The following is a 25,172-nucleotide window of genomic DNA, read 5'->3' as shown; positions in this document are numbered from 1 at the left end:
ATGTTCAACACGCCCTAATAAAGCCATTTTTCCCTACAGGAGAAATGGCTTTGAGTTTGTTATAGAATCAAATTATATGAACTGAAATTGTGGTAATTCTTTAGCAAGTTGTAATGTTTTTAAACGTGCAGCTTGATCAAAAATCCCACAAGTGACAATCAATTCATCAGGTTGATATTCAGCTAAGAATGCATCAATTTGAGGTGAAGCGGAATCCACTGTGCCGACAAAGGAACAGGCTAACGCTGCACTTGTGCTTTGTTTTTCGACAGGAGACCAAAAGGCTTCAATGTCTTGAATAGGTTTTGGTGTTAATCCTGCTTGATTGCGGCGTAAATTAGTAAAAGCTTGTTGCTTGGAGGTGAAATGATATTTTGCATCTTCAACAGTTTCACTTAAGACTAAATTCGCAGCAATACTGACATAAGGTTTAGCCAATTGTTTCGATGGCTTGAATTGTTTGCGATAAACTTCTACGGCTTGTTTTAACATTTGCGGTGCAAAGTGTGAGGCAAATGCATAAGGCAAACCTAAATGCGCTGCTAATTGTGCACCAAACAGACTAGAGCCTAACATCCACAATGGGATCTTTGTGCCACGGCCGGGAAATGCTTTCACAAGATCCGTATCATCATCAGAATTCAAATAATATTGCAGCTCCACAACATCACTTGGGAATTGGTTGGAATTTTGCTGATTACGGCGAAGTGCTGTTGCGGTTGTCATATCACTGCCGGGTGCTCTGCCTAAACCTAAGTCAATGCGATCAGGAAAGAGCGTTGCCAATGTGCCAAATTGCTCTGCAATCACTAATGGTGAATGATTAGGGAGCATGATTCCGCCTGCACCGATTCTGATTTTCTGTGTGTGATTACCAATGTGACACAGTAAAAGGGAAGTTGCAGCGCTCGCAATTCCTGCCATGTTATGGTGCTCAGCTAGCCAAAATCGTTTAAAGCCAACATTCTCAGCACATTGTGCTAATTCAACAGATTGTTGAATTGCTGTCGCAATGGTTTGCCCTTCGCCAACAGGTACTAAATCTAATAACGAAATCGGAATTTTCTTTTGCATGATCGCTCCTTTAATATATCTATATATCGAGGATAGTAGATATATTTAAAATTTGCCAATAATTTAAAAGATTCATTTATTTTTGATTAATAAGCTTGAGTATTACTTCATTGATCATTTCAGCATAAGGATCATAAAATTGTACGATTAACAAATCTTCTTCTTCACGAATACTAAAGACTTCTACTGTCCTAAAGGGAAGTAAACCGATATTAGTAATATGATACTGTAGTTGATTAGATGGGTTTTCAGGATCAAATGTTACTATTTGGTTAGTATTAAAAAAATGACTGATTAAGAATAGGCAGATCAAAGGGAAGATTAATTTTCTATTTGAATTAGAAAAACTAGCGAATAGGTAAAATATAAATATATTGGCATACCATCCAACGTCACCAGAGATGAAACCTAGCCATCCAATCAGTAGGACAAAGTAACCTTGAGTATCATAACCAGTGATATAGGTTGAAAAAGGTAATGCGCAAAACCATAGAATGATAGAAAGCCTCAAGAGTTTGGATGGCAGAGGGTTCTTTAATATTTCATTATTCATAACAAACTAACCTCCAATATTAAACATGAGGTTTTCTTGAAATCGTGCAATATCTGAGTTTGAGTATGCTTATAATACAAATTTTGTACTTTATCATTTTGATTTTATTTTAAGAAATTATATTCTCAGTATCTTAGCTAATATGTCATAAATTTCCTTGTTGTACATGTTATGTAAATATCTGTATGGCTTATTGGGATTTCATCATAAAACTGATAAGATAGCTCTTTTGCTTTTCTTTAAGATATAAGTGTATTTATGGACTTTCCTAGACATTTTGGCGTAATTATCGTCGGTGGCGGACATGCTGGTACAGAAGCAGCGATGGCTTCAGCAAGATTGGGCGTTCCCACATTACTATTAACACATAACATTGAAACAGTCGGGCAGATGAGCTGTAATCCAGCAATCGGCGGGATTGGGAAAGGGCAGATCGTTAAAGAGATCGATGCACTTGGTGGTTTGATGGCGAAAGCGACAGACTTAGGCGGCATTCAATTCCGTATTTTGAATGCATCGAAAGGTCCTGCGGTTCGTTCATCACGTGCGCAAGCGGATCGTGCTTTGTATCGTGCTGCCGTTCGTAAATATGTAGAAGAGCAAGAAAACCTCTTTATTTTCCAACAAGCAGCGGATGATTTCATTGTTGAAGGCGATAAAATCACTGGTGTTGTCACGCAATCAGGTATTCGCTTCCATGGTCATTCTGTTGTATTGACGGCAGGTACGTTCTTATCAGGCTTGATTCATGTTGGTATGTCAAACTACGAAGGCGGTCGCATGGGTGATCCACCCTCGAATAGCTTGGCGCAAAGATTGCGTGAGTTGCCTTTGAATATTCATCGCTTGAAAACAGGTACACCACCACGAATTGATGGTCGTACAATTGATTTTTCAGGCATGGAAGAACAAAAAGGTGATGATCCTGTACCGTATTTTTCTTACATGAGAGAAAGATTGCAACATCCGCGCCAAATCTCTTGTTGGACAACATACACAAATGAACGCACACACGAAATCATTCGTGGTGGTTTAGATCGTTCACCAATGTATGCAGGCGTGATCGAAGGTATTGGCCCAAGATATTGTCCATCTGTTGAAGATAAGATCATGCGTTTTGCGGATAAAGATCGCCATCATGTATTTTTGGAGCCAGAAGGCTTATCCACTTATGAATATTATCCAAATGGTATCTCTACAAGTTTGCCATTTGATGTGCAAATTAATTTAGTACACAGTATTCCGGGCTTAGAAAATGCGCATATTACGCGTCCAGGTTATGCAATTGAGTATGATTTCTTTGATCCTCGTGATTTGAAATTCACTTTAGAAACTAAAGCGATTCAAAACTTGTACTTTGCAGGTCAAATCAACGGTACAACGGGCTATGAAGAAGCGGCTGCACAAGGTTTGATTGCAGGCTTAAATGCTGCGCGCAATTACTTGGGTAAAGAAGAATGGTATCCATTGCGTCATGAATCCTACATTGGCGTGATGCTCGATGACTTGATCACGCAAGGTGTTCAAGAACCTTATCGTATGTTCACATCGCGTTCAGAATATCGTTTGATTCTGCGTGAAGATAATGCGGATGAGCGCTTAACACCTATTGGTTATGAATTGGGCTTGGTGGGCGATGACCAATGGCAGCATTATTTGCAGAAAAATGAAGATCGCATCGCAGCTGAAGGTCGCTTGCGCGATTGGATGGTTGCACAAGAATCTGAGCAAGGTAAACAATTGCAAGCAGAAACTTCCGTAGTCATGCCTCACAATATGCGCGCATTGACGCTATTGAAGCGTCCTGAAGTGACATTTGAAGCTTTAGAAAAATTACCTGAAGCACCTCAGTTTGATGATTTGTCTCGCATTGCGATTGAAGAAGTTGTGATTCAAACAAAATATGAGGGCTATATTCAACGTGGTATGGATGAAATTGCTCGCAATAAAAAGTTTGAAGAAGCTAAATTGCCGCACAATATTGATTATGCAACGATCAAAGGTTTATCAAGAGAGCAGTGTGAAAAATTGACACGTCAAAAGCCTGAAACGATAGGTCAAGCTTCACGCATTCAAGGGGTAACACCTGCGGCGATTTCTCTATTATTAGTACTTTTAAGAAAAGGACTCATTCCAACAATTAAGGAATAATGATGAATAAATACCTTAAATATGGTTGGCTGGCGATTGTTGTGATCATTCCAGTTTTCCTGAATTTTTCTAAAACAGAGCAAGATATTTTCACAGTGGTTTCATCGTCTGCTTTAGATGGGGTGAAAGAGGAGATTGAAAAATCTCCTAAGCTAATCAATACAGCAGATAAAAATGGTTTTACGATGTATGACTATGCTGTGTTGAACAATGACAAAGATGTGCAACGCTGGATGATTTCTCAAAAGATCTCATCGGGCGTTTCTCCACAAATGATCGAACGTGTTCGTTTGTGGTTCTTGTTGTTGGGCGTACCTGTGAATTCAAAGAATTTCAACCTACAAGGTATTTATGATAAAGGTTTAGAAGAAGCCATTTTAAATTACCAAGCAACACGTGGTTTGAGCCCACAAAAGCAAATTACGCCAGATTGGTATGCTGATTTAGAAGAAGATGGCGTTCGTTTTCTTCAGGAATTGTTATTTGATGAAGGCTCAGAGAAAATCACGGGCATTTGGGATGCATCTTCTACTGATGCACTGAAAGCATTCCAAGCTTCTGAAGGTTTACCTGAAACAGGTCATTTATCATTGGCGGACATTGTTGCGCTACGTAATGCTTATTCCAATACAATCGCACAGCGCGATGTTGTTGTGGCTGAAGAAATCATTGAGCCAGTTAAAACATCACCAACTCAGCCAAAAGTTAAACTAGTGGAAGAGATGGAAGTTTCTGTGCCTGCTACAGTGATTGAGCCTGCAAAGCCAGTTGAGGAAGTTAAACCTAAAGTTGAAGATGATGCAAAAACTGAAGAATCAACGAAGCCAGAAGCAATGACTGCAGGTTTCTTAATCGATAGCAATGCGACAGCAGGTAAGCTTTTAAATCTTCAAGTATGGTTAACATTGGCAGGATTTCCAGCAGGTACTTTAGATGGTCAAATGGGACCATCCACACGCCAAGCGATTAAAGACTTTGAAACTTCGATAGGTTTGAAACCAACAGGCATCATGAGTGCTAAGTGGGAAGTACCTTTAGAAAAGCAAATTTGGAAAAAGGTTCAACAGAAGTTAAAGCAACTAGAATTATATGATCAAGAGATTGATGGTATTCCAGGCGCAAGCACTGTGGACGCATTGAAATCTTATGAAGAAGTATCAGGCATTAAACCGAATGGTTCTTTATTGCCTGAAACATTGAGTATGTTGTTCAATGAAGGACAAATGACGAGCGATGGCTCAATGGAAGAAACTGTATTGACTGAAGCAGATCATGCTGAAGAAGATGGCATCATTGAAGAAGAAGGTGATGATGAAGCTGGAGAAGGTGTGATCACTGAAGGCTCAGAAGGCACAAAACCTGAGGAAGAACCTGTTGTTGAAATTGCAGGCAGTGTTTCAAGCTTTAACCCAAACCAAGGTGTAGAAGATACTGTTCAATTACAGTTAATGTTGGCAGTTTTGGGCTACTTTAAAGATGAAGTGGACGGTAAGCCAAGTGATGAGTTGACTGCTGCTATTAAAGCTTATCAATCTAGCAATGGTTTAGGTGCAGATGGTAAAGTTGGTCGCCAAACAATGGCTAAAATGAATAGTCAAACGATCACTCGTGTACAGCGTTATTTGAACGAAAAAGGTTTATTGGATGATGCGCCAACTGGCACATTGGGCCCTAAAACACGTAAAATTGTGATGGATTTACGTAAACAACATAAATTGCCTGAAGCTGATCCTACGCAATTAGATATTGGTATTCTATTGGTGGTATTGGGTGATGTGAATAATGAAAACTACGTGAAAACATATTTGGATATGTTGGAGCAACAGCGCATCTTGAAAGAGAAAACACAAAGTGCTCAGGAATATATGACAGTTTTGGGTTATTTCAATGGCAAAATCGATGGTTTACAAGGTAAGGCAACGAGTGATGCAATTGAAAAATTCAAGAAAGAGAATAAATTGCCTGTGAATGCTGATTTGACTGATAATTTCTTTAAAGCAATGGATAAAGAGATCATTAAACAGATTCAGCAGGGTTTAGGTAAGTTAGGCTATAAGATCAAGGTTGATGGCATGACAGGCCCAACTACGAAGAAAACGATTGAAACTTTCCAAAAGCGTTATAGCCATAAAGTAACAGGCACACCAGATTTGGCAACATTGCATCAAGTGAATGAGCGTATTGCATTGAATAGTCGTCGTGCGCCAGCTACTGTTGTGAAAAATAATACAGCAAATAGTGTGGCAAATGATCAACCGATTCGAGGTGTAATGCCAACAATGGGTGCAAAAGGCGCTCAAAATGATACGATCTTAACATCACCACCGAAAGCAATTTCTGGTCGCATGAGCATGATTTATAACAGTAAAGGTGCTTTGGCAGGTTGTAAGGTGAATAACATCAGTATTTCAGCTGCGATGTGTGGTAGCGCGAAAAATAATCAGCAATGCCGCATTGTTTATCGTAAAGGGCGAGTATTATCAGTCTCTTGCCGTGGATAATGCTTAACATCTAAAGTTAGTTTAATCAAAGCCTATTAACAGATGTTAATGGGCTTTTTATGTGCTGATATATGGTGTCTAATGGGTGAAGTTATATTATTTTGAGTAACTTTAATCTGAACATAAAGAAAAAGCCTGATTGTTTTCAATCAGGCTTTGTTAGGGAATTAAGTTAGATATTTAGGTTAGAAAAAGCCCATAGGCTCTTCTGAATAGCTCACTAACAAGTTTTTAGTTTGTTGGTAATGATTCAAAATCATTTTGTGAGTTTCACGGCCAAAGCCTGACATTTTGTAACCACCGAATGCAGCATGTGCTGGATATTGGTGATAGCAGTTTGTCCAAACACGACCAGCTTGGATGCCACGACCCATTCTGTAGGCGATATTGCCATTTCGGCTCCAAACACCTGAACCTAATCCGTAAATCGTATCGTTAGCGATCGCTAGAGCTTCTTCTTCATCTTTAAAGGTTGTGACTGCTAGTACAGGGCCAAAAATTTCTTCTTGGAAAATACGCATATCATTCGTGCCTTTGAAGATGGTTGGCTCGATATAATAACCACCTGATAAATCACCACCTAAATCTGCGCGATTACCGCCTGTTAATAATTCAGCACCTTCATCTTTACCAATTTGGATGTATTTCATGATGGTATTCACTTGTTGCATAGAAACCTGTGCACCCATCATGGTTGTGCGATCCATTGGGTTGCCTTGTTGAATTGCTTTGACGCGTTTTACAGCTTTTTCAATGAATTGATCATAAATGGATTCTTGAATTAATACGCGGCTTGGGCAAGTACAGATTTCACCTTGGTTCAATGCAAACATTGCAAAGCCTTCCAAAGCTTTATCTAAATAACCATCATCTTTTGCCATGACGTCTTCAAAGAATACGTTAGGTGATTTACCACCCAATTCTAATGTCACAGGAATGACGTTTTCAGCAGCGCAACGCATGATGGTTTGGCCAACTTCTGTTGATCCAGTAAAGCCAACTTTTGCAATGCGTGGGGATTTTGCTAAATGCTCACCAATTACAGCACCTGAGCCATTGACGATATTCAATGTGCCAGGAGGTAAAATGTCTTGGATTAACTCTGCAAATACAAGAATAGAGATTGGCGTAAATTTCGCAGGTTTTAATACGATACTGTTACCCGCAGCAAGTGCAGGTGCGATTTTCCAGCAAGCCATTAAGATAGGGAAGTTCCATGGAATGATTTGCCCAACAACGCCAATTGGCTCATGGAAGTGATAGGCTACAGTGTTTTCATCGATTTGGCTCAGTGCGCCTTCTTGTGCACGGATACAGCCTGCAAAATATCTAAAGTGATCAATGCCAAGTGGGATGTCAGCGGCTAATGTTTCGCGAATGGCTTTACCATTGTCCCAAGTTTCGACAGAAGCTAAGAGTTCTAAGTTTTGTTCTAAACGGTCTGCGATTCTATTCAGAATGGATGCTCGTTCAGCAGGGGAAGTTTTGCCCCATGTTTGTTGTGCTTTATGCGCAGCATCTAATGCTGCGTCCACATCTTCAATGGAGGATGATGCAACTTCGCAGATTGCTTTACCTGTGAGTGGTGTGATGTTTTCAAAGTATTCGCCCTTGACAGGAGGAACCCATTTGCCGCCGATGAAGTTTTCGTATCTTTTTTTGAGTTGAACTGGAAAACCATATGTTGCTGGTGAAATTGTTGTCATATACATACTCCTCATTATTTTTACAATTGTGAGAAACCGATAAACTACAAATACATTACAAATCAGGCAATGTTTCTTCATTCTATTATAAATTTTGATAGTTTTTGTAAATTGATAGAAATATTTTTTGTTTGCGATGAATTACCATTCGAATGATGAAGCAGTTATAGAAGAACCATGTTAGAATATTTAGTCCAGTTTGAATGAGGATTTGTGATGGATCAGTTACCAAAGATTAGATGGCGCGCGCGTAGAGGCATGCGTGAGATGGATCGATTATTCGATTGCTATTTAGATAACCATTACCCAACTGCACCCGCAGATGAAAAAGCATTGCTAATCGAGCTATTAGAAATGCAAGATCCTGAACTGTTTGACCTTCTTTTGCTGAGAGTGCCAGCTAAATCTGATGCACAAGAACAGCTCATCAGAAAATTAAATCCTAATTTGTAAAATTTTTTTAAGAAAAAAATTTCCTTTGAAATTATATTTTAAATAGGATTTTTTGCGTAATTTATATACAATACTTGTTCGCTATTGACGGAGCCTTCTTGACTTCTGTAAAAAATTCGATAGTATTCATTGCCCTTTTATTAGACACTTTTCAGGAGTTACATCGTGAAGGAATGGTTTGAGCTTACTCTGAAGTCTGGTCAATATTCACCAGATGAAATAGATGAAGCGCTACTCACTGCAGGCGCGATTGCTGTAACATACAGCGATGCCGAAGATCACCCAGTATTAGAACCATTACCAGGTGAAACACCTTTATGGCCTGAAACGTTAGTCACAGGGCTATTTGAAACACCTTGCGACGAGAAAGAAATTTTCTCTTGTGTGGCAAGTGTTCTCTCAACAGAAATTAATGCGTTACCAGTTGTGAAAGAAAATCACTTACAAAATACTGACTGGGAACGTTCATGGATGGATCATTACCACGCGATGAAGTTTGGTGAAAACCTCTGGATTTGTCCAACGCATTTAGCGCCACCAGAACCAGAATGCGCAACTGTGATGTTAGATCCAGGCTTGGCATTTGGTACAGGTACGCATCCATCGACGGCATTATGCTTAACGTGGTTATCTAACCACAAATCATCAGTGGAAAATCACACAGCGATCGATTATGGCTGTGGTTCTGGTGTATTGGGCATTGCTGCACGTGTTTTAGGTGCAAGTCGTTGTGATGCGACAGATATTGATCCTCAAGCGATCAAAGCAACTCATGAAAATGCTGAGCGCAATAACGTCACAATCAATTGTGTATTATCCAACGAATTCTCAGCGGAACCTGCTGACTTAGTGATGGCGAACATTTTGGCATTGCCTTTGACGGCTTTGGCAGAAAGATTAGCATCATTAGCAAAACCTAATGCGAACATCATTTTGGCAGGCATTTTGATCTCTGATATCGATATGATCAAAGAAGCATATGCGCCTTGGTTTGATTTTGTAGAGCCTTTCAACACAATTGATGGTTGGGCTTTAGTGCATGGAATTAAACGTGCATGAAAATAGGTGAGCTTTCTCTCAATAATCCATACATTATGGCGCCGATGGCAGGCATTACGGATTTACCTTTCCGTAAGTTATGCCGTGCTCAAGGCGCTGGCTTGGCTGTGTCTGAAATGGTCAATGCCCAAGAAAATTTATGGGATACAGATAAAAGCAAAAACCGTGTTGTATTAGATGGTGAAACTGGCCCAATTTCGATTCAGATTTTGGGTACAGAGCCAGAAGATATGGCAAATGCAGCACGTTACAATGTAAGCTTAGGCGCCAATATTATTGATATTAATATGGGTTGTCCTGCTAAAAAAGTTTGTAAAAAAGCCGCAGGTTCAGCATTGATGCGTGATGAAGAGTTGGTGAAAGATATTCTTTCAGCGGTTGTTGGCGCAGTTGATGTTCCTGTAACTTTAAAAATCCGTACAGGTTGGGATCATGAGAACAAAAATGCTTTGAACATTGCAAAAATTGCAGAGAAAGCAGGCATTCAGATGCTCACAATTCATGGCCGTACACGTCAGGATGGTTTTTCAGGAGATGCTGAATATGAAACCATTCGTGACATTAAATCTCAAATTTCTATCCCCGTGATTGCCAATGGTGACATCACAAGCGTTGAAAAAGCACGTTATGTAATGGATGTCACTAAAGCGGATGGCTTAATGATTGGTCGCGGCGCTTTTGGTAATCCGTGGATATTCCGCTCTCTTGTGGAAGACACTGTATATCAACCATCTATTGATGAGATATTTGAGGTGATTAATACGCACCTCGATGGTTTATATGAACTTTATGGCGACGAGAAAGGCGTTCGAGTCGCGCGTAAACACCTATTATGGTATTCATCTTGGTTTGACAATGGGAAAGATTGGCGAACCACATTAATGGCTGCACGGAGCAGGGATGAACAGCACCATATTTTGACATCGTTAATTAACAATCAACCGATTGTTGCGTAATTTATTTTAGGAGTAACAAAGAATGATCGCACAACGCAGAATCAAAAGTCATATCCCATTGCGTGAATCTGTAAAAACCGCATTGAATGAGATTTCTCTGCAATTAGATGGAAAATATCCACCTAACTTATATCGTTTAGTTTTATCGGAAGTTGAGCGTCCATTGTTTGAAAAAGTGTTAGAGTACACAAACGGTAATCAATCTAAAGCGTCTGAAATTTTAGGGATCACTCGCTCAACATTGAAAAAGAAATTGGATTATTATGATATCGATGCAAAATCGATTGGTTAATTAATCCATCAGAGGAATATGACAATGGCATTTGATGAAATCATTGCAAAAAACAGAGCTTGGGCTGCTAAAGTTAAAGAAGAATCACCAGGTTTTTTTGAATCTTTAGTGGATCAACAATCTCCAGAGTATTTATGGATTGGTTGTTCCGACTCACGTGTACCTGCTAACCAAATTGCAGGCATCGCACCTGGGGAAGTTTTTGTTCATCGTAATATTGCAAATGTTGTAGTGCACAGTGACTTTAACTGTTTATCAGTGATTCAGTTTGCCATTGATATCCTTAAAGTAAAACATGTTTTAGTTGTGGGTCATTATGGTTGTTCTGGCGTGAAGGCTGCTTTAGAGGGCAAGCGCATTGGTTTAGCTGATAACTGGCTTTTACATGTTCGCAACGTATATGAAGAACATTCTTTGTATTTGTGTGAAGATGTAACATCCCGTCATGATCGTTTATGTGAGTTAAATGCCATTGAACAGGCTTATAACATCACGCAAACAACAATTGTGCAAGATGCATGGGAACGAGGACAGCGCTTTACTGTTCATGGTTGTATTTACGGTTTGGCTGATGGTCATTTAAATGATTTAAATTTCCATGTCAGTCGTCCTGATCAAGTGGAAGAAGCGTATCAGCATGCTGTAACGTTAATCCACGCAAGATGTCGTTAAGAATTTGTTAAATAGGGAATGATATGAAGGCAAATGAGGTTAAAAAACATACGGTTTTGGCTCATAATGGGCTTTATTATGTGGTTCGTGAAGTAGAGAAGTCAGCACCAACAGCTCGTGGTGGCAACACGACTTATCGTATTCAGATGTTCTCCATTCCTGATGGACACAAAGTAGATTTGTCTTTGCGCGCAGATGATGATTTGGAATCTGTAGATTTACGCAAACGTGAAACAACTTTCTCATACATGGATGGTGAAGATTACGTATTCATGGATGTGGAAGATTACACACAATACATTTTATCTGCGAAAATCGTGGATGATATGAAAGGTTATATTATTGAAGGCGTAGAAGGTTATTACGTTTCTTTGATTGATGAAAATCCTATCGCATTAGCTCCACCACAAAGTATCGTGTTGGAAATTGTTGATACNATTTACGCAAACGTGAAACAACTTTCTCATACATGGATGGTGAAGATTACGTATTCATGGATGTGGAAGATTACACACAATACATTTTATCTGCGAAAATCGTGGATGATATGAAAGGTTATATTATTGAAGGCGTAGAAGGTTATTACGTTTCTTTGATTGATGAAAATCCTATCGCATTAGCTCCACCACAAAGTATCGTGTTGGAAATTGTTGATACAGCACCTGAATTAAAAGGTGGCAGTGCAACAAAACGCACGAAGCCAGCGCGCATGTCTACAGGTATTGATGTTCAAGTACCTGATTACATCGAAAATGGTACTAAAATTCGTGTGAATACAGAAACAGGTGAATTCATGGGTAGAGAATAATTTCTCTCTCACAAACTAATAAAAAGGGCTGATGATTCAGCCCTTTTTTATATCTATAAGATTTATTCTAACTCAAAGAATTCAGCCACAGCATCGATGATCATATGTTGTAACTCTCTTGCATACTGCAAATCAAAATCTGTATCACCATCTTCATTTTGCATGTCGATATCATTGTCATCACAAAACTTCTGTAATACATCATCTTCCTCGAGCACCATCATTAAAACATCTTCTTTAGTGTGCGTATCGCTATCCCAATCATCTCTAAAAAGCCCTTGAAGCTGCTGGCTTAATTTGATTGCGAACTCTTGAGCAAGTTCGCTGTTGTCTGAAGCAAAATCATCGATCTCGGTTTGTGCATTTTCTAGATAATTCATTCTGTATCTCTATATCGTTTGTGTGCTGAATCATATCATATGATAACGATGAGATTAAATGCTGTTATCTGTATTTTGATAAGTTTAGATAGTGATTTGTGTAATGTCATCACTATTGATGAAAGTTACATGAAAAATGCCATCAACAATACATTCTTTCATTTGAGGCACATATGTTTTCACATGTTCTTGTTTTAAATGAATATCCAATACTTGTTGATTTTCCCAAATTTCTATCGTAATGAATGTATTGCCGTCAATGATTGATTCATAGCGCTGACAACCTTTTTCATTGATTGAATAGTCATGTTGTAGAATATTTGCAATTTCGCGTAATTGATCGACTTTTTTAGGCAAAATTTCAGCTTTTACAATAGCTGTGATCATATAACGTCCTTTAATATAAAGGCGCATTATAAATGTAGAATCGCCTATAAATAGACCTATTATTGGATAGATTGTCATATATTTAGAATACTATTGAGATATAATCCTCTTTTATATTAATAATAAATGAGTTTATAAAATGGATATGATATCTAGCCAACTTCAAGATATATCTAAGGATGATGAAGAAAATATTAATTTGAGACATGAGATTACTTCAGTTTTTGATTTCTCTTTTCAAGGGCGATATGGGCGACTTAATTATATCAATGCAGTTTTTATAATTACTCTAGTAGGAATAATAATTATAGGATGTTTGTATTTTGTTAATTTGATGATGATAACAAATAATCCATATTTTCTAATAACATCATCTAAATTTTTTATTGCTCTATATATTATTGCCGGGATATTTTTATCATTTTTCATGATACGAATCACAGTTTTAAGATTACATGATCTAGAGAAAACTGGTTGGTTTTCGCTTTTGTTATTTTTGTCAGTTATTCCATATGTTGGAGTTATATTTTTATCAGTTTTCTATATCTATTTGGTATCTTTTCCGGGGAAAAGTATAGAGAATAAGTATGGTTTTCCTTCTCGCAGAGGAAGTGGTCTTGGTATTATTTCTCTTCTCATTTTGTTGTTTTTATCTGCTCTTATTTATCTTTTTGTTTTGCCTGCCTACTATACTTATGATAAAAGGGCTCGTGTTGTAGAAAGTTTTGAACTATTGGATGTAGGAAAACAGTCTATGATTGAATATTATGGCATTCACAAAGCTTGGCCGTCTTCTAATGAAGAAGCTTCTCTTCCTCCGGCATCATATATTAGAGGGATTATTGTTGATGGTGTAGAAGTTAAAAATAATGCAATTACGATTACATATAATAAGAAGTTGGACTATAAAACGATTATTTTTGTACCAAAAATAATCGATGGTCAATATTTATGGGACTGTAAAGGAGGAACATTACCATATACTCTTCGTCCTAAAGATTGTCGATAATACTTTTAGAAATTTAGAGCATGAACTAGAATATTGATATGGAATTAGTAGAGTAAAAGCCCAGCAATGCTGGGCTTTCTTGTGTTTACAAATGTTGCTGTTGGCGTTTTGGTGTGGCAGTTTTAGGGATGCGATTTTTAAAGCGATCCTCAAAGCCTTCAGGTTTATCACCCAAATATCTCGGCCAGCCTTGTAAGCCGATGCGCAAGAAATCTTGTCCCATGGTTTCGCGGACTTCTTCCAATGGTAACTTTTTGATTTCTGTTAAATAAACATAAACTTCAGCAAAGAGTTTGTCTAATGGAATACTGTGTGTGCGCTTAAACTTGCTCACCATGTATTCTGAAATTTCCCACAATGTTTCAAAGGCTTTTTCATTGAATAACAATGGCAATGTTTGACTAAAGCGACCAGAGTTTGCAATCAAATCCCAGAATTTAGCTGCGTTTTTCATCTGATTCATGGTTGCAAAATCCATGTCCTTATTCTCATAAACGCTATAAGGTGCTTCAGGACTATATTTGAAATCAAATTCTTTCGTATGGCGCGCAATTGGTGTACCTTTCAATCGCTTTAAAATGCCCAATTGAATTTCTTGTGGTTCCCAAGACCAAAGTTCATTGAAACCATCCGCAAACTTCTCTAAATCTTCCGCCGGCAAGCCTGCGATCAAATCCACATGCAAATGCACAGTTGTGTGCTTAGATAACCAAGAGATATTCTCTTTAGCTTTAACAAGGTTGGTTTTACGTGAAATGAGCTTTTGAGTTTCTGGGTTTAATGTTTGAATTCCGATCTCAAATTGCAAACTACCTTCAGGGAATTTTAAGATCAAATCTTTAATTTCATCCGGTAAGAAATCTGGTACCAATTCAAAATGTAAGAAGAGTGATTCTTCAGGATTTTTTGCCAATTTATCTAAGAAGAAATTCAAAATGCTGACAGTAAATTCGCGCTTTAAGTTAAATGTACGATCAATGAACTTAAATTGGCGCAAGCCACGTTCATATAAGCGATCCATCGCAGCGAGGAACTCATCCAATGGGAATGTCCAAGCTGTTTTATCTAAGCTTGATAAACAGAATTCACATTTGAAAGGGCAACCACGCGAAGCTTCCACATAAACTGTACGGTGCTGAATATCGAAATCCGTATAGTAATCATACGGCATTTTGATGTGTTCAAGCTTTGGCTGTAAACCTGTGATCACTTTGTTTTCAGGTGCATTGCCTGCTAAAATGTCACGACATAATTCATAAGCACTGATATCGCCCCAGCCTGTGATTAAGTAATCTGCTGTGTTGAAGATAGAAGTGTCGTCATATTCATGTGAAACTTCAGGTCCACCAATAACAATGATAAGCTCTGGCATCAATGCTTTGAGCTCACGGACTAATTTTGTTGTTTCATTGATGTTCCAAATATAAACGCCCAGCAATAAAATCTTTGGGTTTTTCTCATACACGATGGTTAAAATTTCATCTGTATCTTGTTGAATCGTAAATTCACAGATTTCAGCTTGAGATTGAATCTCTTCCATGTTCGCATATAAGTAGCGCGTTGCTAAAGATGCGTGAGAGAAGCGGGCGTTTAAAGTACTTATTAAAATATTCATCGCAGTTACATCACCAATGTATCTTGCATTGAATACAAGCCAGCAGGTTTTGCATGTAACCAACGAGCTGCATAAACAGCACCATCAGCAAATAGTGTACGATCTTTCGCTTTATGCGTGATTTCGATCTGCTCTTTCAATGTTGCAAAAATCACAGTGTGATCACCCACAACGCTACCGCCACGCAATGTTGCAAAGCCAATTTCGCCAGCACCACGTTCACGATCCATATCATGGCGGTCATAAACTGCTACTTTGTCAAAGTCTTCATTCATCGCTTTCGCAACCACTTTACCCATTTGTAATGCAGTGCCAGATGGCGCATCTTTCTTAAATCTATGGTGCATTTCTAATACTTCGATATCTGCTTGTTTACCCAATACTTTTGCAGCTTGCTCCAGTAATGCATAAACCAAATTCACGCCAAGGCTCATATTGGGCGCTTGTAGAATTGCAGTCTCTTTTGCATATTCTTGTAATTGAGCTAAATCATCATTCGATAAACCTGTTGTACCAATCACAACAGGGATTTTAGCTTTGGCAATTGCACTGATATTTTGCATTGTTGCTTCTGGTAATGTGAAATCAATGTAAACATCCACAGCGTTTGTCGTTGTAGAAACATCATCAGTGATCACAACATTTAATGGTGAGCTGTGTAATAATTCGCCAGCATCGTGACCAATGTTTGCGCTACCTTTATGAGTAATCGCTGCACCTAAAGTTAAGTCGCTTGCATCTGCAACCAATTGCAGAATATTGACGCCCATCCTGCCTTCGACACCGATAATACCAATTCGAATCATGATTCAACCTCTTTAATAAAATGGGCTCATTATAGCGAGAAACCCCATAAAAGTATTGTTTATTCACACATCTATAAAATGCCAAATTTAAGAAAATTTATCGTGATTATTTAAATAAATGATGAAATTGTTTGACAAATGACTCTTAAATGATAATAATTCTCATGCGTTAATTAATTCTTAATGATAACTGTTATGAACAATCGACTTTTTAAAAAAACTGCCATTGTTAATGTGATCTTAATTGCATGCGTTGGAGCATTTCATACAGCTGCGGTTGCAGCGATGATTTACCAATCACCTGCAAAGAAAGCTGAATTGACACCCAATGCGATGAATTTCGATGTGATGGAGATGGAATTCTTCGGAGCAAGTAGCGAAAGCGTAGTGGAAGCAAAAGTTGAAGAAGTTGAACCAGAAGTTTTTGAACATCCAATCATTGAAGAAGTGCTTGAAAAGGAAATTGTGGCAGTTAAATCTGTGAATGAAGCGGATATCGTGATTCCAGAAAAGAAAGAAGTAATTCAAGAGATTAAAAAAGTAGAGAAGATTGAACCTGTGAAACAGAAAGTGGTGCAAAAACCAGTTGTTAAGCCACAGCCAAAGGTTCAAACACAGAACATAGCAAAGAATTCAGCACAACAAAAAATGAAAGGTGGCAAGCCATTAGTGTCATCTTCAAGCATCAAGTTTATTAAAAATCCCGCGCCCAAAAGACCGCGCATTGCTCACCGAAATAAATGGACGGGCAATAGTGTCGTCATGGTTGAGATTGATCAACGCGGGAACCCTGTTAAAGTTGTATTAGAACGCTCTTCAGGTCATGATGTATTAGATAAAGCTGCACTTGAAGCCGCTCGTGGTGTTAAAATTCATCCGTATATAGAGAATGGGCAAACATTAGCCATCAGACATCGAATGGATTATGCATTTTAATATAAAGTTAATAAGGGAAAATAATGGACGCAGGTAACATTGGTTTTACGCATTTTATTGCACAATCGGATCTATTAAGTAAGTCGCTATTGGCAATATTAGTTTTGATGTCGCTCATTTCATGGAGCATCATTGTCATCAAGTTTTTTGAAGGCATGATGAGAAGACAGAAAGTTGCACGTTTTTTCAAAGCATTTAGGCAAGCCAAAACAGTACAAGAAGTTTCAGAGGTTGCAGATAGAATTAGCGGTGTGGATTATTCAGTATTGACGAGAAAAGGCGTGGATGCGATCCATTTTTATAAAGAAAGCGGTGATATTCCTTTATTAGAATCAACATCATTCACAGACTTTTTGACAGTGACATTAAGAACAGCACTCGATGAAATTCAGATGACCAAAGAAAATGGTTTATCAGTATTGGCAACAATTGCAGCAACAGCACCATTTGTTGGGCTATTTGGTACAGTTTGGGGTATTTATCATGCGCTCATTACCATCAGTGCAACAGGTGCAGGCACAATTGATAAAGTTGCAGGCCCAGTGGGTGAAGCATTGATTATGACAGGCATTGGTTTAGCTGTCGCAATCCCTGCTGTGATGGCTTACAACTGGCTAACACGTAGAAATAGAGTTGCATTAGGCCGTTTAGATACATTCGCATTTGAGCTGATTACTGTGCTTGGCGGCACACAAAAGCGATAGGAGGTTCACATGGCATTAGGAAGAATCAGAGAAGGTGTACATACTGAGAATGCTGAAATCAATATGGTGCCTTTAATCGATGTCATGTTGGTGTTATTGGTGATTTTTATCATCACAGCACCAATGGTTACACAGTCTGTGAATTTGTCTTTACCCAAAACATCAGACATTGCAGTTCCAGTAGAACAGAAACAAAAGCCACAAATTATTGAGATCACCAAAGATGGTGAGATTTTATTGAACAAAACAGCCGTAGCAATGGAAACTTTGCATGCAGAATTGAATACGATTAAAAACAATTCAGCAGAGCAAGAGCCGATCATTCAGTTGAACATTGATGAGAGCGTTCCATACGATACAGTTGCCAAAACATTAATTGAAATTAAAAGAGTGGGCCTTTCGAAGATTGGCTTTACAACAACGCTTCAAGAGTAACCACACTCAAATAATTTCAATTTATACAGCTCCCTGCACTTTGAAGATTCTTCGGAATCTTCTTTTTTTATTTATTTTTTGTATATCAGTTTAAATCTGATATTGTTCTAAGATTATCAAATTTTTAGGCAAGAGGAAATCATGAATGCATATCGTTTAACAATGTCATGTCCAGATGGAGTGGGAATCGTCGCGGGGATCAGTGGATTTATCGCTGAGCATGGCGGTTGGATCACAGAAGCAAATCATCACTCGGACTTTGGCAGCGGCTATTTCTTTATGCGTCATGAGATTCAGGCTCAATCTTTACCGTTTGGCTTAGAAGAGTTCAAAGAGCGCTTTGCTCCGATCGCAGAGCAGTTCAACATGAAGTGGAAAATCTCAGATACAGCAGTTAAAAAACGCGTAGTATTAATGGCGAGTAAAGATTCTCACTGTTTAGTGGATCTATTATCTCGTTGGCATACAAATGAATTGGATTGTGACATTGTGGGCGTAATTTCTAACCATGATGATTTAAGAAGCTTGGTTGAATGGTATAAAGTGCCATATTTCCATGTGCCAGTGAATCCTTTGAATAAAACAGAAAGTTTTAGCCAAGTGAATGGTTTAATTGAAGAGCTTAAAGCAGATACAATCGTATTGGCACGCTATATGCAGATCATTCCGCCAGATTTATGCGAGCGTTATAAGCATCAAATCATCAATATTCATCACAGCTTCTTGCCATCATTTGTGGGTGCGCGCCCTTATCATCAAGCAGCGCAACGCGGTGTTAAATTGATTGGTGCAACGTGCCATTATGTGACACAAGATTTAGATGCAGGCCCAATCATCGAGCAAGATGTGACAAGAATTTCTCATGCAGATAATGTACAAGATATGATCCGCTTAGGACGTGATATTGAGCGCGTTGTATTAGCACGTGGCTTACGTCATCACATTGAAGATCGTGTATTGGTTCACGGTAACCATACAGTTGTGTTTTAAATCTATTTAAGTTTAGATATTTAGAATAGATATAAATAAAAATCCTGCTTAAATTAGCAGGATTTTTTATTGCCTGAATTTTATTAGAAATAAAAAATTCCCTGCGAAAGCAGGGAATTAATAAGCATTTGAATCACGATCAGGAATTAATAACCTTCGTGATCATGGTGCTCAATTTTACCTCTGAAGATGCGGTGCACATAGAATGTGTAGATCAAGATCAATGGTAATACTAAGCCAACGCCCCATAACGTAAATTCTAACGATGCTGGTGCTGCTGTTGCTTCCCAGATTGTCAATTTACCTAAGATGATGTCAGGGAATACGCTGTAACCAAAACCGATGAAAGAACACAATACGATTAATACAGCACATAAGTATGGAACCCAATCGTGCTTGTATGTATTGTCTTTCGCGATTTTTGGTAACATCACAAAGATGATCGCAGCCAATGCAACACACGCTAATGGTACTGGCGCTAAATACAACATATTCGGCATTGTGAACCATTTGTCATAAACTGCTGAGTTTGTGAATGGTGTTGCAATAGAAACTAAGATGATCGCTAAGAATGCTAGGAAAATGCTGTTACGGATTGCTTTGATTGCCATTTGGCGGATGTGATCTTTAGCTTTAAAAATCAACCAAGCTGAGCCCAATAATGCGTAACCGAAACACACTGCAATGCCTGTTAAGATTGCAAAGCTCCAAGTCATCAAGTTTTGTTCTAAGCCCATAACATATAAGCCGATCATTACGCCTTGTGACATTGTTGCGATGTAAGAACCCACGCAGAATAATTTATCCCACATTGCTTGCTTTTCAATTTTCGCTGTATTACGGAAGTCAAAAGCACAACCACGTAAAATTAAGCCACCGAGCATTGTTGCTGTTGGGATATAAAGTGTCACAAGGATATCGCCATAAGCTTGAGGGAAGGCAATGAATAAAACGCCTACGCCCAATACGATCCAAGTTTCATTCGCATCCCAGAATGGGTCAATTGTTGCCACCATCGCATCGCGATCAGCACGTTCTTTCACAAATGGGAATAGTAAGCCAACGCCTAAGTCATAACCATCGAAAATGATGTAGAAGAATACCGCAACTGCCATTAAGCCAGCAAAGATGATGGGTAAGAGTGTAGCTGCATCCATGATTATGCTCCTTGTTTAGCTGCTTCAATGTTGTTTTTAACATCTTTATTGGTCATGTAAAACACTACAGATAAGTAGCTTACCAATAAGAACGCGTACAACAAGATATACATTGTTAAAGATGTGATCATGACTGTCGGGCCATGTGGTGCAACCGCATCAGATGTTTTCAATAAGCCATAAACGATCCAAGGTTGACGACCGATTTCAGTCACATACCAGCCAGCGATCACAGCGATCCAACCTGAGAATGTCATGCCGAATAATACTTTATGCATCCAAGTTGAGATCTCTTTCTTGCGCCATAATTGGAAAACACCAACCCAAGATGCAAACAACATTAAGAAACCAATGCCAACCATGATACGGAAGCTAAAGAATACAGGTGCAACAGGAGGATGAACATCAAATTCATTCAAACCTTTAATTTCACCGTCCCAGCTGTGGGTTAAGATCAAGCTACCTAAATGTGGGATAGCAACTGAGAAATCATTTGTGCGTGTTTCAGGATTTGGCAGAGCAAACAATGTCAATGCTGCTGGTTGTTCAGTTTCCCAAATTGCTTCGATTGCTGCTAATTTATCTGGCTGATGTTTCAGTACCAATAAGCCCGAAGCATCACCAATGAAGATTTGTAATGGAATTAGGATTGCACCAACAATTACACCAACGTGCATTGCATTTTTTGTGCCTTTAGATTTATCGCCTTTCATCACTTTGTATGCAGAGATACCTGCAACGATGAATGCTGCTGTTAAACCTGATGCCAATAGCATGTGCGCTAAACGAGTCACAAAGCTTGGGTTGAAGATCACTTCCATCCAGCTTGTTACATGTGCTTTGCCATCAATCATTTCAAAGCCTGCTGGCGTTTGCATCCAAGAGTTCAATGCAATGATCCAGAAAGCGGAGAATGTTGTGCCGATTGCGACAAGTGCAGTTGCAATGTTATGAGCACGTTGTGATACACGTTTTTGACCAAATAGCATAACGCCCAAGAATGTCGCCTCTAGGAAGAAGGCAGTTAACACTTCATAACCTAATAATGGACCTGCAATGTTGCCAACGGTTTCCATATAGCCCGGCCAGTTTGTACCGAATTGGAAGCTCATCGTTACACCAGTTACAACACCGATTGCGAAGCTTAGTGCGAAGATCTTAACCCAGAAGTTATATGCGTTGAGCCAAGATTGATCTTGTGTTTTCTGGTAACGTAGTTTAAAAAATAAGAGAATCCAAGCGAGAGCAATATTGATGCTTGGGAAGATGATATGGAATGTAATGTTAATGGCGAATTGAATCCGCGCCATAACTATCGGATCGAGTTCCATCATTGGTGTGCCTTTTTATTGGGGAGTAAAATGGGCCTTTATTATAGGAGTTTTTTTACAATTATTAAGGTTAGAAAACGCACATTTTTTATAACTGCTTGATTTTTTGGCTATTTAATATTTGCCCATGAACAATATTTAGCAAAAAATCACTCAATCGAGTATAAAAATTCAAATGAAAAATGACTTTTTAGACATTAGTCAGAAAATATCAAAATTAAAAAGGCATTCCATGATCATAATCACGCTCTATAAACATTGTATTTGAATTCGTAAAATATTCAATTATTTGACCTAATTCGGGTTTATTTTTATGGTGATATTGCTATAGTAACAGCGCATTTTTCCATTATCCCTGAGGGCAACGAATGAAGTTACTGCCGATTGAAGAAATTGCTACAAAAATTAATCTGTCTTCAGATTATTTAACATCCCATGGTAAATATGCCGCCAAAATTAGCCTAAAAAGCATTGATCCTACAGCCAAACAAGGCAAACTCATCCTCGTTACTAGTACAACCCCAACACCACAAGGTGAAGGTAAAACTGTAACCACAATTGGCATCAGTGAAGCTTTGAATTACATTGGTGAAAAAGCAATTGCATGTATTCGTCAGCCAAGCTTAGGCCCTGTATTTGGTCAAAAAGGTGGCGCAGCTGGCGGTGGGCAAGCGGAAGTTGTGCCAATGGAGCAATTGAATCTCCATTTAACAGGTGATATTCATGCATTAACTTCAGCACATAACTTAGCATCAGCGGCTTTAGATGCACGCTTATTTCATGAGAATCGCTTACGTGATCGCTTCACAGAGAAAAGCGGATTGCAACGTTTAAACATTGATAAAAATGCCATCGTTTGGCCACGCGTTGTGGATCATAATGATCGTGCACTGCGTGAAATTTACGTGGGGAAAATGGCAGAGAACTTAGAAAATGTTCACCCTGCAGCATTTGATATCACAGCAGCATCTGAATTGATGGCGATCCTAGCGCTCAGCAAAAATATACAGGATTTAAGGCAGCGCATCGGCAAAGTTGTTTTAGCTTACGATGTGAATGGCAAAGAGATCACCGCAGAAGATTTAGAAGTTGCAGGTGCGATGACAGCGATTTTACAAAAAGCGATCGAGCCAACTTTAATGCAAACGGTGGAAAATACACCAGTGATCATTCATGCAGGGCCTTTTGCGAATATTGCGCATGGCAACTCTTCCATTATTGCGGATGATATTGCTTTGTCATTGTCTGATTATGTTGTGACAGAAGCAGGCTTTGGCTCTGATATGGGCATGGAAAAATTCTTCAATATCAAAGCACGCACAAGCGGTGTTTATCCTTCTTGCATTGTAGTTGTGAGCACAGTGAAAAGTATCAAAGCGAATTGTGTGACAGAAAACCCAACAGCGATGGAAATGCTCGAATGTGGCGCGCGCAACTTAGGCTGGCACATTCACAATGCGAAGCGCTATGGTTTGCCGGTGATTGTTGCCATTAATGCATTCCCGAATGATACAGTGGAAGAATTAGCATTCATTAGATCCTTTGCATTAGAAAATGGTGCTGTGGATTGTGAAATCAGCAATGCTTATGCAGAAGGTGGCAAAGGTGCAAGGACATTGGCAGAAAGAATCGTGAAAGCGTGTGAGGGCGATCACAAGGCACAATTGTTATATGGTGATGAGTTAAGCCTACAAGATAAAGTTCTTGCGGTAGCAAGCACTTATGGTGCAACAGAAGTGGATTATTCACCTGAAGCAATGGCGATTTTACAAAAATTGGAAACAGAAGGTTATGGTAATTTACCAATCTGTATTGCTAAAACGCCAGCATCCATCAGCCATGATTCGAAAGTTAAAAATGTACCAGCGCCATTTATTTTGCCTGTGAAAACATTACAGTTGGCAAAAGGGGCAGGATTCATTAAAGTGTTATTAGGCGATGTGATGACGATGCCAGGATTGGGATTAAATCCTGCATATCGCAACATCGATATCGATGAGAATGGCAATATTATAGGGTTATAATTATGAAAAGAGATCCTAGGTTGGTCGAGTTTTCAAGAGAACACCACAGCGCTTTAAAATTGGGTTTATTGATCAAAAATAGTGATGATTTGGCACTATTAATCAAAGAGATCAAAAAAGCTAAAGGCATGTTATTGAATCATTTTGCTGAAGAAGAAACAGATTTATTGGGCATTATGCATCGCATTGGGGATCAATCTGTCATTGATCGCTTTGAAGATGATCATAAAAAATTGAGACGTTATCTCCATCAATCTGAATTGACTTTGGAAGATGTGAAAGCATTTGGTGCTTTGCTCACAAGCCATTCACGCTTTGAGGAACAAGAGCTATTTCAAGTGATTCAGGATTATTGGCTGCAACTCGAAGAGCAATAATCAAAAAGCCCCGAAAGGGGCTTTTTGATTATGTGGTGATTGCTAAGAATAGGGCACAGCAATGGGAATGAATACCACAAAGAAGAATATAATGATGACGAGCACAACTGCATTAATGATCGCGCCTGCAATTGCAGGCCTCTTATTGTGTTGAAATAGCCCAATGATCGATAAAATACTACTAATGGCGATGCCAAATAATCCCACAGTAAATAACTTGCTATTGAGGGATAACAAGCTACACATCAATATGATAGAAATGATTGATATCCAAATGCTCAATGTGCCGTAGATATTAGGTTTTTGATCCATTGTCATTCCTTATCATTAATTGGATATTTGATTTCTATTATAAGATTCTGTGGTTTTTATTGTGATAGATAAAAGATATAGTTGATTTTAATCATCACTGCTTCCGCTATCGCAAGAAGAATCATCTGAGCTTGATGAGTCGGAACCGTGATCACAGCGATTGTCATTATCATCACGATCATCGTCATCATCACGATCATTTGTGTTGGAATGATGGTGATAATAACCATCATCATAATTGCCTGTACTAGAGGGCGATTTAAATGATTGGATGATGATATAGAGAATCACTGCAAAGATTAATGCAATGATAGAAGCCATAACAATGGATAGTTTCAGCAGAATTAAAACTGCAAATAGAATCAAAGTAATAATTAAAGTGATCAGCATTTTGTACCTAATAATATTTTCATAGTCATTTTTATTGTGGCTAAGGATACAGCATGTTTTTATTTTTCTAAAGGCTTATGGCATTTGAATTAGA

The 25,172-nt window shown here is 38.6% G+C and carries 26 protein-coding genes and 1 pseudogene; 16 read left to right on the top strand and 11 right to left on the bottom strand.

Translation table 11 applies throughout. The features are described 5' to 3' along the window. Nucleotides 1-72 precede the first annotated feature (72 nt). A complete protein-coding gene (locus tag BZK16_RS05740; RefSeq protein WP_077927940.1) occupies nt 73-1,074 on the bottom strand; it encodes an LLM class flavin-dependent oxidoreductase in 1,002 nt (333 codons plus the stop codon). A gap of 76 nt (nt 1,075-1,150) precedes the next feature. Next, the gene (locus BZK16_RS05735; RefSeq protein WP_077927939.1) at nt 1,151-1,627 is read right to left on the bottom strand and encodes a hypothetical protein; all 477 of its coding nucleotides are present in this window, start codon (nt 1,625-1,627) and stop codon (nt 1,151-1,153) included. Nucleotides 1,628-1,885: 258 nt separating this feature from the next. Between BZK16_RS05735 and mnmG the strand changes: the two genes are divergently transcribed. Both mnmG and BZK16_RS05725 read left to right on the top strand, forming a co-directional pair. Further along, the gene (gene mnmG / locus BZK16_RS05730) at nt 1,886-3,778 is read left to right on the top strand and encodes a tRNA uridine-5-carboxymethylaminomethyl(34) synthesis enzyme MnmG (protein ID WP_077927938.1); all 1,893 of its coding nucleotides are present in this window, start codon (nt 1,886-1,888) and stop codon (nt 3,776-3,778) included. A 2-nt stretch (nt 3,779-3,780) separates the two neighbouring features. Then, nucleotides 3,781-6,279, top strand: coding sequence for a peptidoglycan-binding domain-containing protein (locus tag BZK16_RS05725; protein WP_077927937.1), 2,499 nt, complete (start codon nt 3,781-3,783; stop codon nt 6,277-6,279). A gap of 185 nt (nt 6,280-6,464) precedes the next feature. Here BZK16_RS05725 and exaC read toward each other — a convergent pair whose 3' ends face one another. Further along, nucleotides 6,465-7,985 (bottom strand): acetaldehyde dehydrogenase ExaC, encoded by a 1,521-nt coding sequence (gene exaC / locus BZK16_RS05720; protein WP_096777498.1) that lies wholly within the window; start codon nt 7,983-7,985, stop codon nt 6,465-6,467. A gap of 216 nt (nt 7,986-8,201) precedes the next feature. Between exaC and BZK16_RS05715 the strand changes: the two genes are divergently transcribed. From BZK16_RS05715 to BZK16_RS05685, 7 genes and pseudogenes are all read left to right on the top strand, one after another. Continuing rightward, nucleotides 8,202-8,438, top strand: coding sequence for an FAD assembly factor SdhE (locus BZK16_RS05715; RefSeq protein WP_077927935.1), 237 nt, complete (start codon nt 8,202-8,204; stop codon nt 8,436-8,438). A 165-nt stretch (nt 8,439-8,603) separates the two neighbouring features. Next, a complete protein-coding gene (gene prmA / locus BZK16_RS05710; protein ID WP_077927934.1) occupies nt 8,604-9,497 on the top strand; it encodes a 50S ribosomal protein L11 methyltransferase in 894 nt (297 codons plus the stop codon). Beyond that, nucleotides 9,494-10,453, top strand: coding sequence for a tRNA dihydrouridine synthase DusB (gene dusB / locus BZK16_RS05705; protein ID WP_077927933.1), 960 nt, complete (start codon nt 9,494-9,496; stop codon nt 10,451-10,453). The genes prmA and dusB overlap by 4 nt, the downstream gene beginning before the upstream one ends. Nucleotides 10,454-10,475: 22 nt before the next feature. After that, complete coding sequence (locus BZK16_RS05700; protein ID WP_008315064.1) at nt 10,476-10,745, top strand: helix-turn-helix domain-containing protein; 270 nt, start codon at nt 10,476-10,478, stop codon at nt 10,743-10,745. 24 nt (nt 10,746-10,769) lie between these two features. Then, nucleotides 10,770-11,417: a carbonate dehydratase gene (gene can, locus BZK16_RS05695; RefSeq protein ID WP_077927932.1), complete on the top strand. Its 648-nt coding sequence runs from the start codon at nt 10,770-10,772 to the stop codon at nt 11,415-11,417. A gap of 23 nt (nt 11,418-11,440) precedes the next feature. Continuing rightward, nucleotides 11,441-11,968 carry an elongation factor P-like protein YeiP gene (locus BZK16_RS05690; RefSeq protein ID WP_233145207.1) on the top strand — a complete coding sequence of 176 codons (528 nt, stop codon included), beginning with the start codon at nt 11,441-11,443 and terminating at the stop codon, nt 11,966-11,968. Next, a pseudogene (locus tag BZK16_RS05685) lies at nt 11,857-12,225 on the top strand (elongation factor P-like protein YeiP); the annotation flags it as partial. The gene BZK16_RS05690 and the pseudogene BZK16_RS05685, both read left to right, overlap by 112 nt. Nucleotides 12,226-12,287: 62 nt before the next feature. On the opposite strand, the gene BZK16_RS05680 reads toward BZK16_RS05685, so the two are convergent. Together BZK16_RS05680 and BZK16_RS05675 are read right to left on the bottom strand one after the other, a co-directional pair. Beyond that, on the bottom strand, nt 12,288-12,605 hold the full coding sequence (locus BZK16_RS05680) for a hypothetical protein (RefSeq protein ID WP_077927931.1): 318 nt from the start codon (nt 12,603-12,605) through the stop codon (nt 12,288-12,290). Between the two features lie 84 nt (nt 12,606-12,689). Further along, nucleotides 12,690-12,992, bottom strand: coding sequence for a putative quinol monooxygenase (locus tag BZK16_RS05675; protein WP_077927930.1), 303 nt, complete (start codon nt 12,990-12,992; stop codon nt 12,690-12,692). Between the two features lie 139 nt (nt 12,993-13,131). Here BZK16_RS05675 and BZK16_RS05670 point away from each other — a divergent pair, with 139 nt between their 5' ends. Beyond that, nucleotides 13,132-14,001 (top strand): DUF805 domain-containing protein, encoded by an 870-nt coding sequence (locus BZK16_RS05670; RefSeq protein ID WP_077927929.1) that lies wholly within the window; start codon nt 13,132-13,134, stop codon nt 13,999-14,001. Nucleotides 14,002-14,086: 85 nt separating this feature from the next. On the opposite strand, the gene BZK16_RS05665 is transcribed toward BZK16_RS05670, so the two are convergent. Together BZK16_RS05665 and dapB are read right to left on the bottom strand one after the other, a co-directional pair. Continuing rightward, a complete protein-coding gene (locus tag BZK16_RS05665) occupies nt 14,087-15,616 on the bottom strand; it encodes a B12-binding domain-containing radical SAM protein (protein ID WP_077927928.1) in 1,530 nt (509 codons plus the stop codon). Between the two features lie 5 nt (nt 15,617-15,621). Continuing rightward, on the bottom strand, nt 15,622-16,422 hold the full coding sequence (dapB, locus tag BZK16_RS05660) for a 4-hydroxy-tetrahydrodipicolinate reductase (RefSeq protein WP_077927927.1): 801 nt from the start codon (nt 16,420-16,422) through the stop codon (nt 15,622-15,624). A gap of 195 nt (nt 16,423-16,617) precedes the next feature. Here dapB and BZK16_RS05655 point away from each other — a divergent pair, with 195 nt between their 5' ends. The 4 genes from BZK16_RS05655 to purU all read left to right on the top strand — a co-directional run bounded on the left by BZK16_RS05655 (nt 16,618) and on the right by purU (nt 19,487). After that, nucleotides 16,618-17,358 (top strand): energy transducer TonB, encoded by a 741-nt coding sequence (locus tag BZK16_RS05655; protein ID WP_077927926.1) that lies wholly within the window; start codon nt 16,618-16,620, stop codon nt 17,356-17,358. 23 nt (nt 17,359-17,381) lie between these two features. Beyond that, entirely contained in the window at nt 17,382-18,062 is a 681-nt protein-coding gene (locus BZK16_RS05650; RefSeq protein ID WP_077927925.1) for a MotA/TolQ/ExbB proton channel family protein, read from the top strand. A gap of 9 nt (nt 18,063-18,071) precedes the next feature. Then, on the top strand, nt 18,072-18,497 hold the full coding sequence (locus BZK16_RS05645; protein WP_077927924.1) for an ExbD/TolR family protein: 426 nt from the start codon (nt 18,072-18,074) through the stop codon (nt 18,495-18,497). Between the two features lie 141 nt (nt 18,498-18,638). Continuing rightward, nucleotides 18,639-19,487, top strand: coding sequence for a formyltetrahydrofolate deformylase (gene purU / locus BZK16_RS05640; RefSeq protein WP_077927923.1), 849 nt, complete (start codon nt 18,639-18,641; stop codon nt 19,485-19,487). A gap of 146 nt (nt 19,488-19,633) precedes the next feature. Here the strand turns inward: purU and BZK16_RS05635 are convergent, their stop codons facing one another. Together BZK16_RS05635 and BZK16_RS05630 are read right to left on the bottom strand one after the other, a co-directional pair. After that, the gene (locus BZK16_RS05635) at nt 19,634-20,644 is read right to left on the bottom strand and encodes a cytochrome d ubiquinol oxidase subunit II (protein WP_233145206.1); all 1,011 of its coding nucleotides are present in this window, start codon (nt 20,642-20,644) and stop codon (nt 19,634-19,636) included. A 2-nt stretch (nt 20,645-20,646) separates the two neighbouring features. Next, complete coding sequence (locus tag BZK16_RS05630) at nt 20,647-21,975, bottom strand: cytochrome ubiquinol oxidase subunit I (protein ID WP_077927951.1); 1,329 nt, start codon at nt 21,973-21,975, stop codon at nt 20,647-20,649. A gap of 368 nt (nt 21,976-22,343) precedes the next feature. Here BZK16_RS05630 and BZK16_RS05625 point away from each other — a divergent pair, with 368 nt between their 5' ends. Beyond that, nucleotides 22,344-23,999 carry a formate--tetrahydrofolate ligase gene (locus tag BZK16_RS05625; RefSeq protein WP_077927921.1) on the top strand — a complete coding sequence of 552 codons (1,656 nt, stop codon included), beginning with the start codon at nt 22,344-22,346 and terminating at the stop codon, nt 23,997-23,999. A gap of 2 nt (nt 24,000-24,001) precedes the next feature. Then, a complete protein-coding gene (locus BZK16_RS05620) occupies nt 24,002-24,376 on the top strand; it encodes a hemerythrin domain-containing protein (protein ID WP_077927920.1) in 375 nt (124 codons plus the stop codon). Nucleotides 24,377-24,418: 42 nt separating this feature from the next. On the opposite strand, the gene BZK16_RS05615 is transcribed toward BZK16_RS05620, so the two are convergent. Both BZK16_RS05615 and BZK16_RS05610 read right to left on the bottom strand, forming a co-directional pair. After that, entirely contained in the window at nt 24,419-24,688 is a 270-nt protein-coding gene (locus tag BZK16_RS05615; protein WP_077927919.1) for a hypothetical protein, read from the bottom strand. An 87-nt stretch (nt 24,689-24,775) separates the two neighbouring features. Beyond that, the gene (locus BZK16_RS05610; RefSeq protein WP_077927918.1) at nt 24,776-25,078 is read right to left on the bottom strand and encodes a hypothetical protein; all 303 of its coding nucleotides are present in this window, start codon (nt 25,076-25,078) and stop codon (nt 24,776-24,778) included. Nucleotides 25,079-25,172: the final 94 nt, after the last annotated feature.

It is taken from the genome of Wohlfahrtiimonas populi, assembly GCF_002006795.1.
Classification (GTDB): Bacteria; Pseudomonadota; Gammaproteobacteria; order Cardiobacteriales; family Wohlfahrtiimonadaceae; genus Wohlfahrtiimonas; species Wohlfahrtiimonas populi.
Note: the sequence above shows the minus strand (reverse complement) of the source record. Positions and strands in the feature narration are given on the sequence as shown.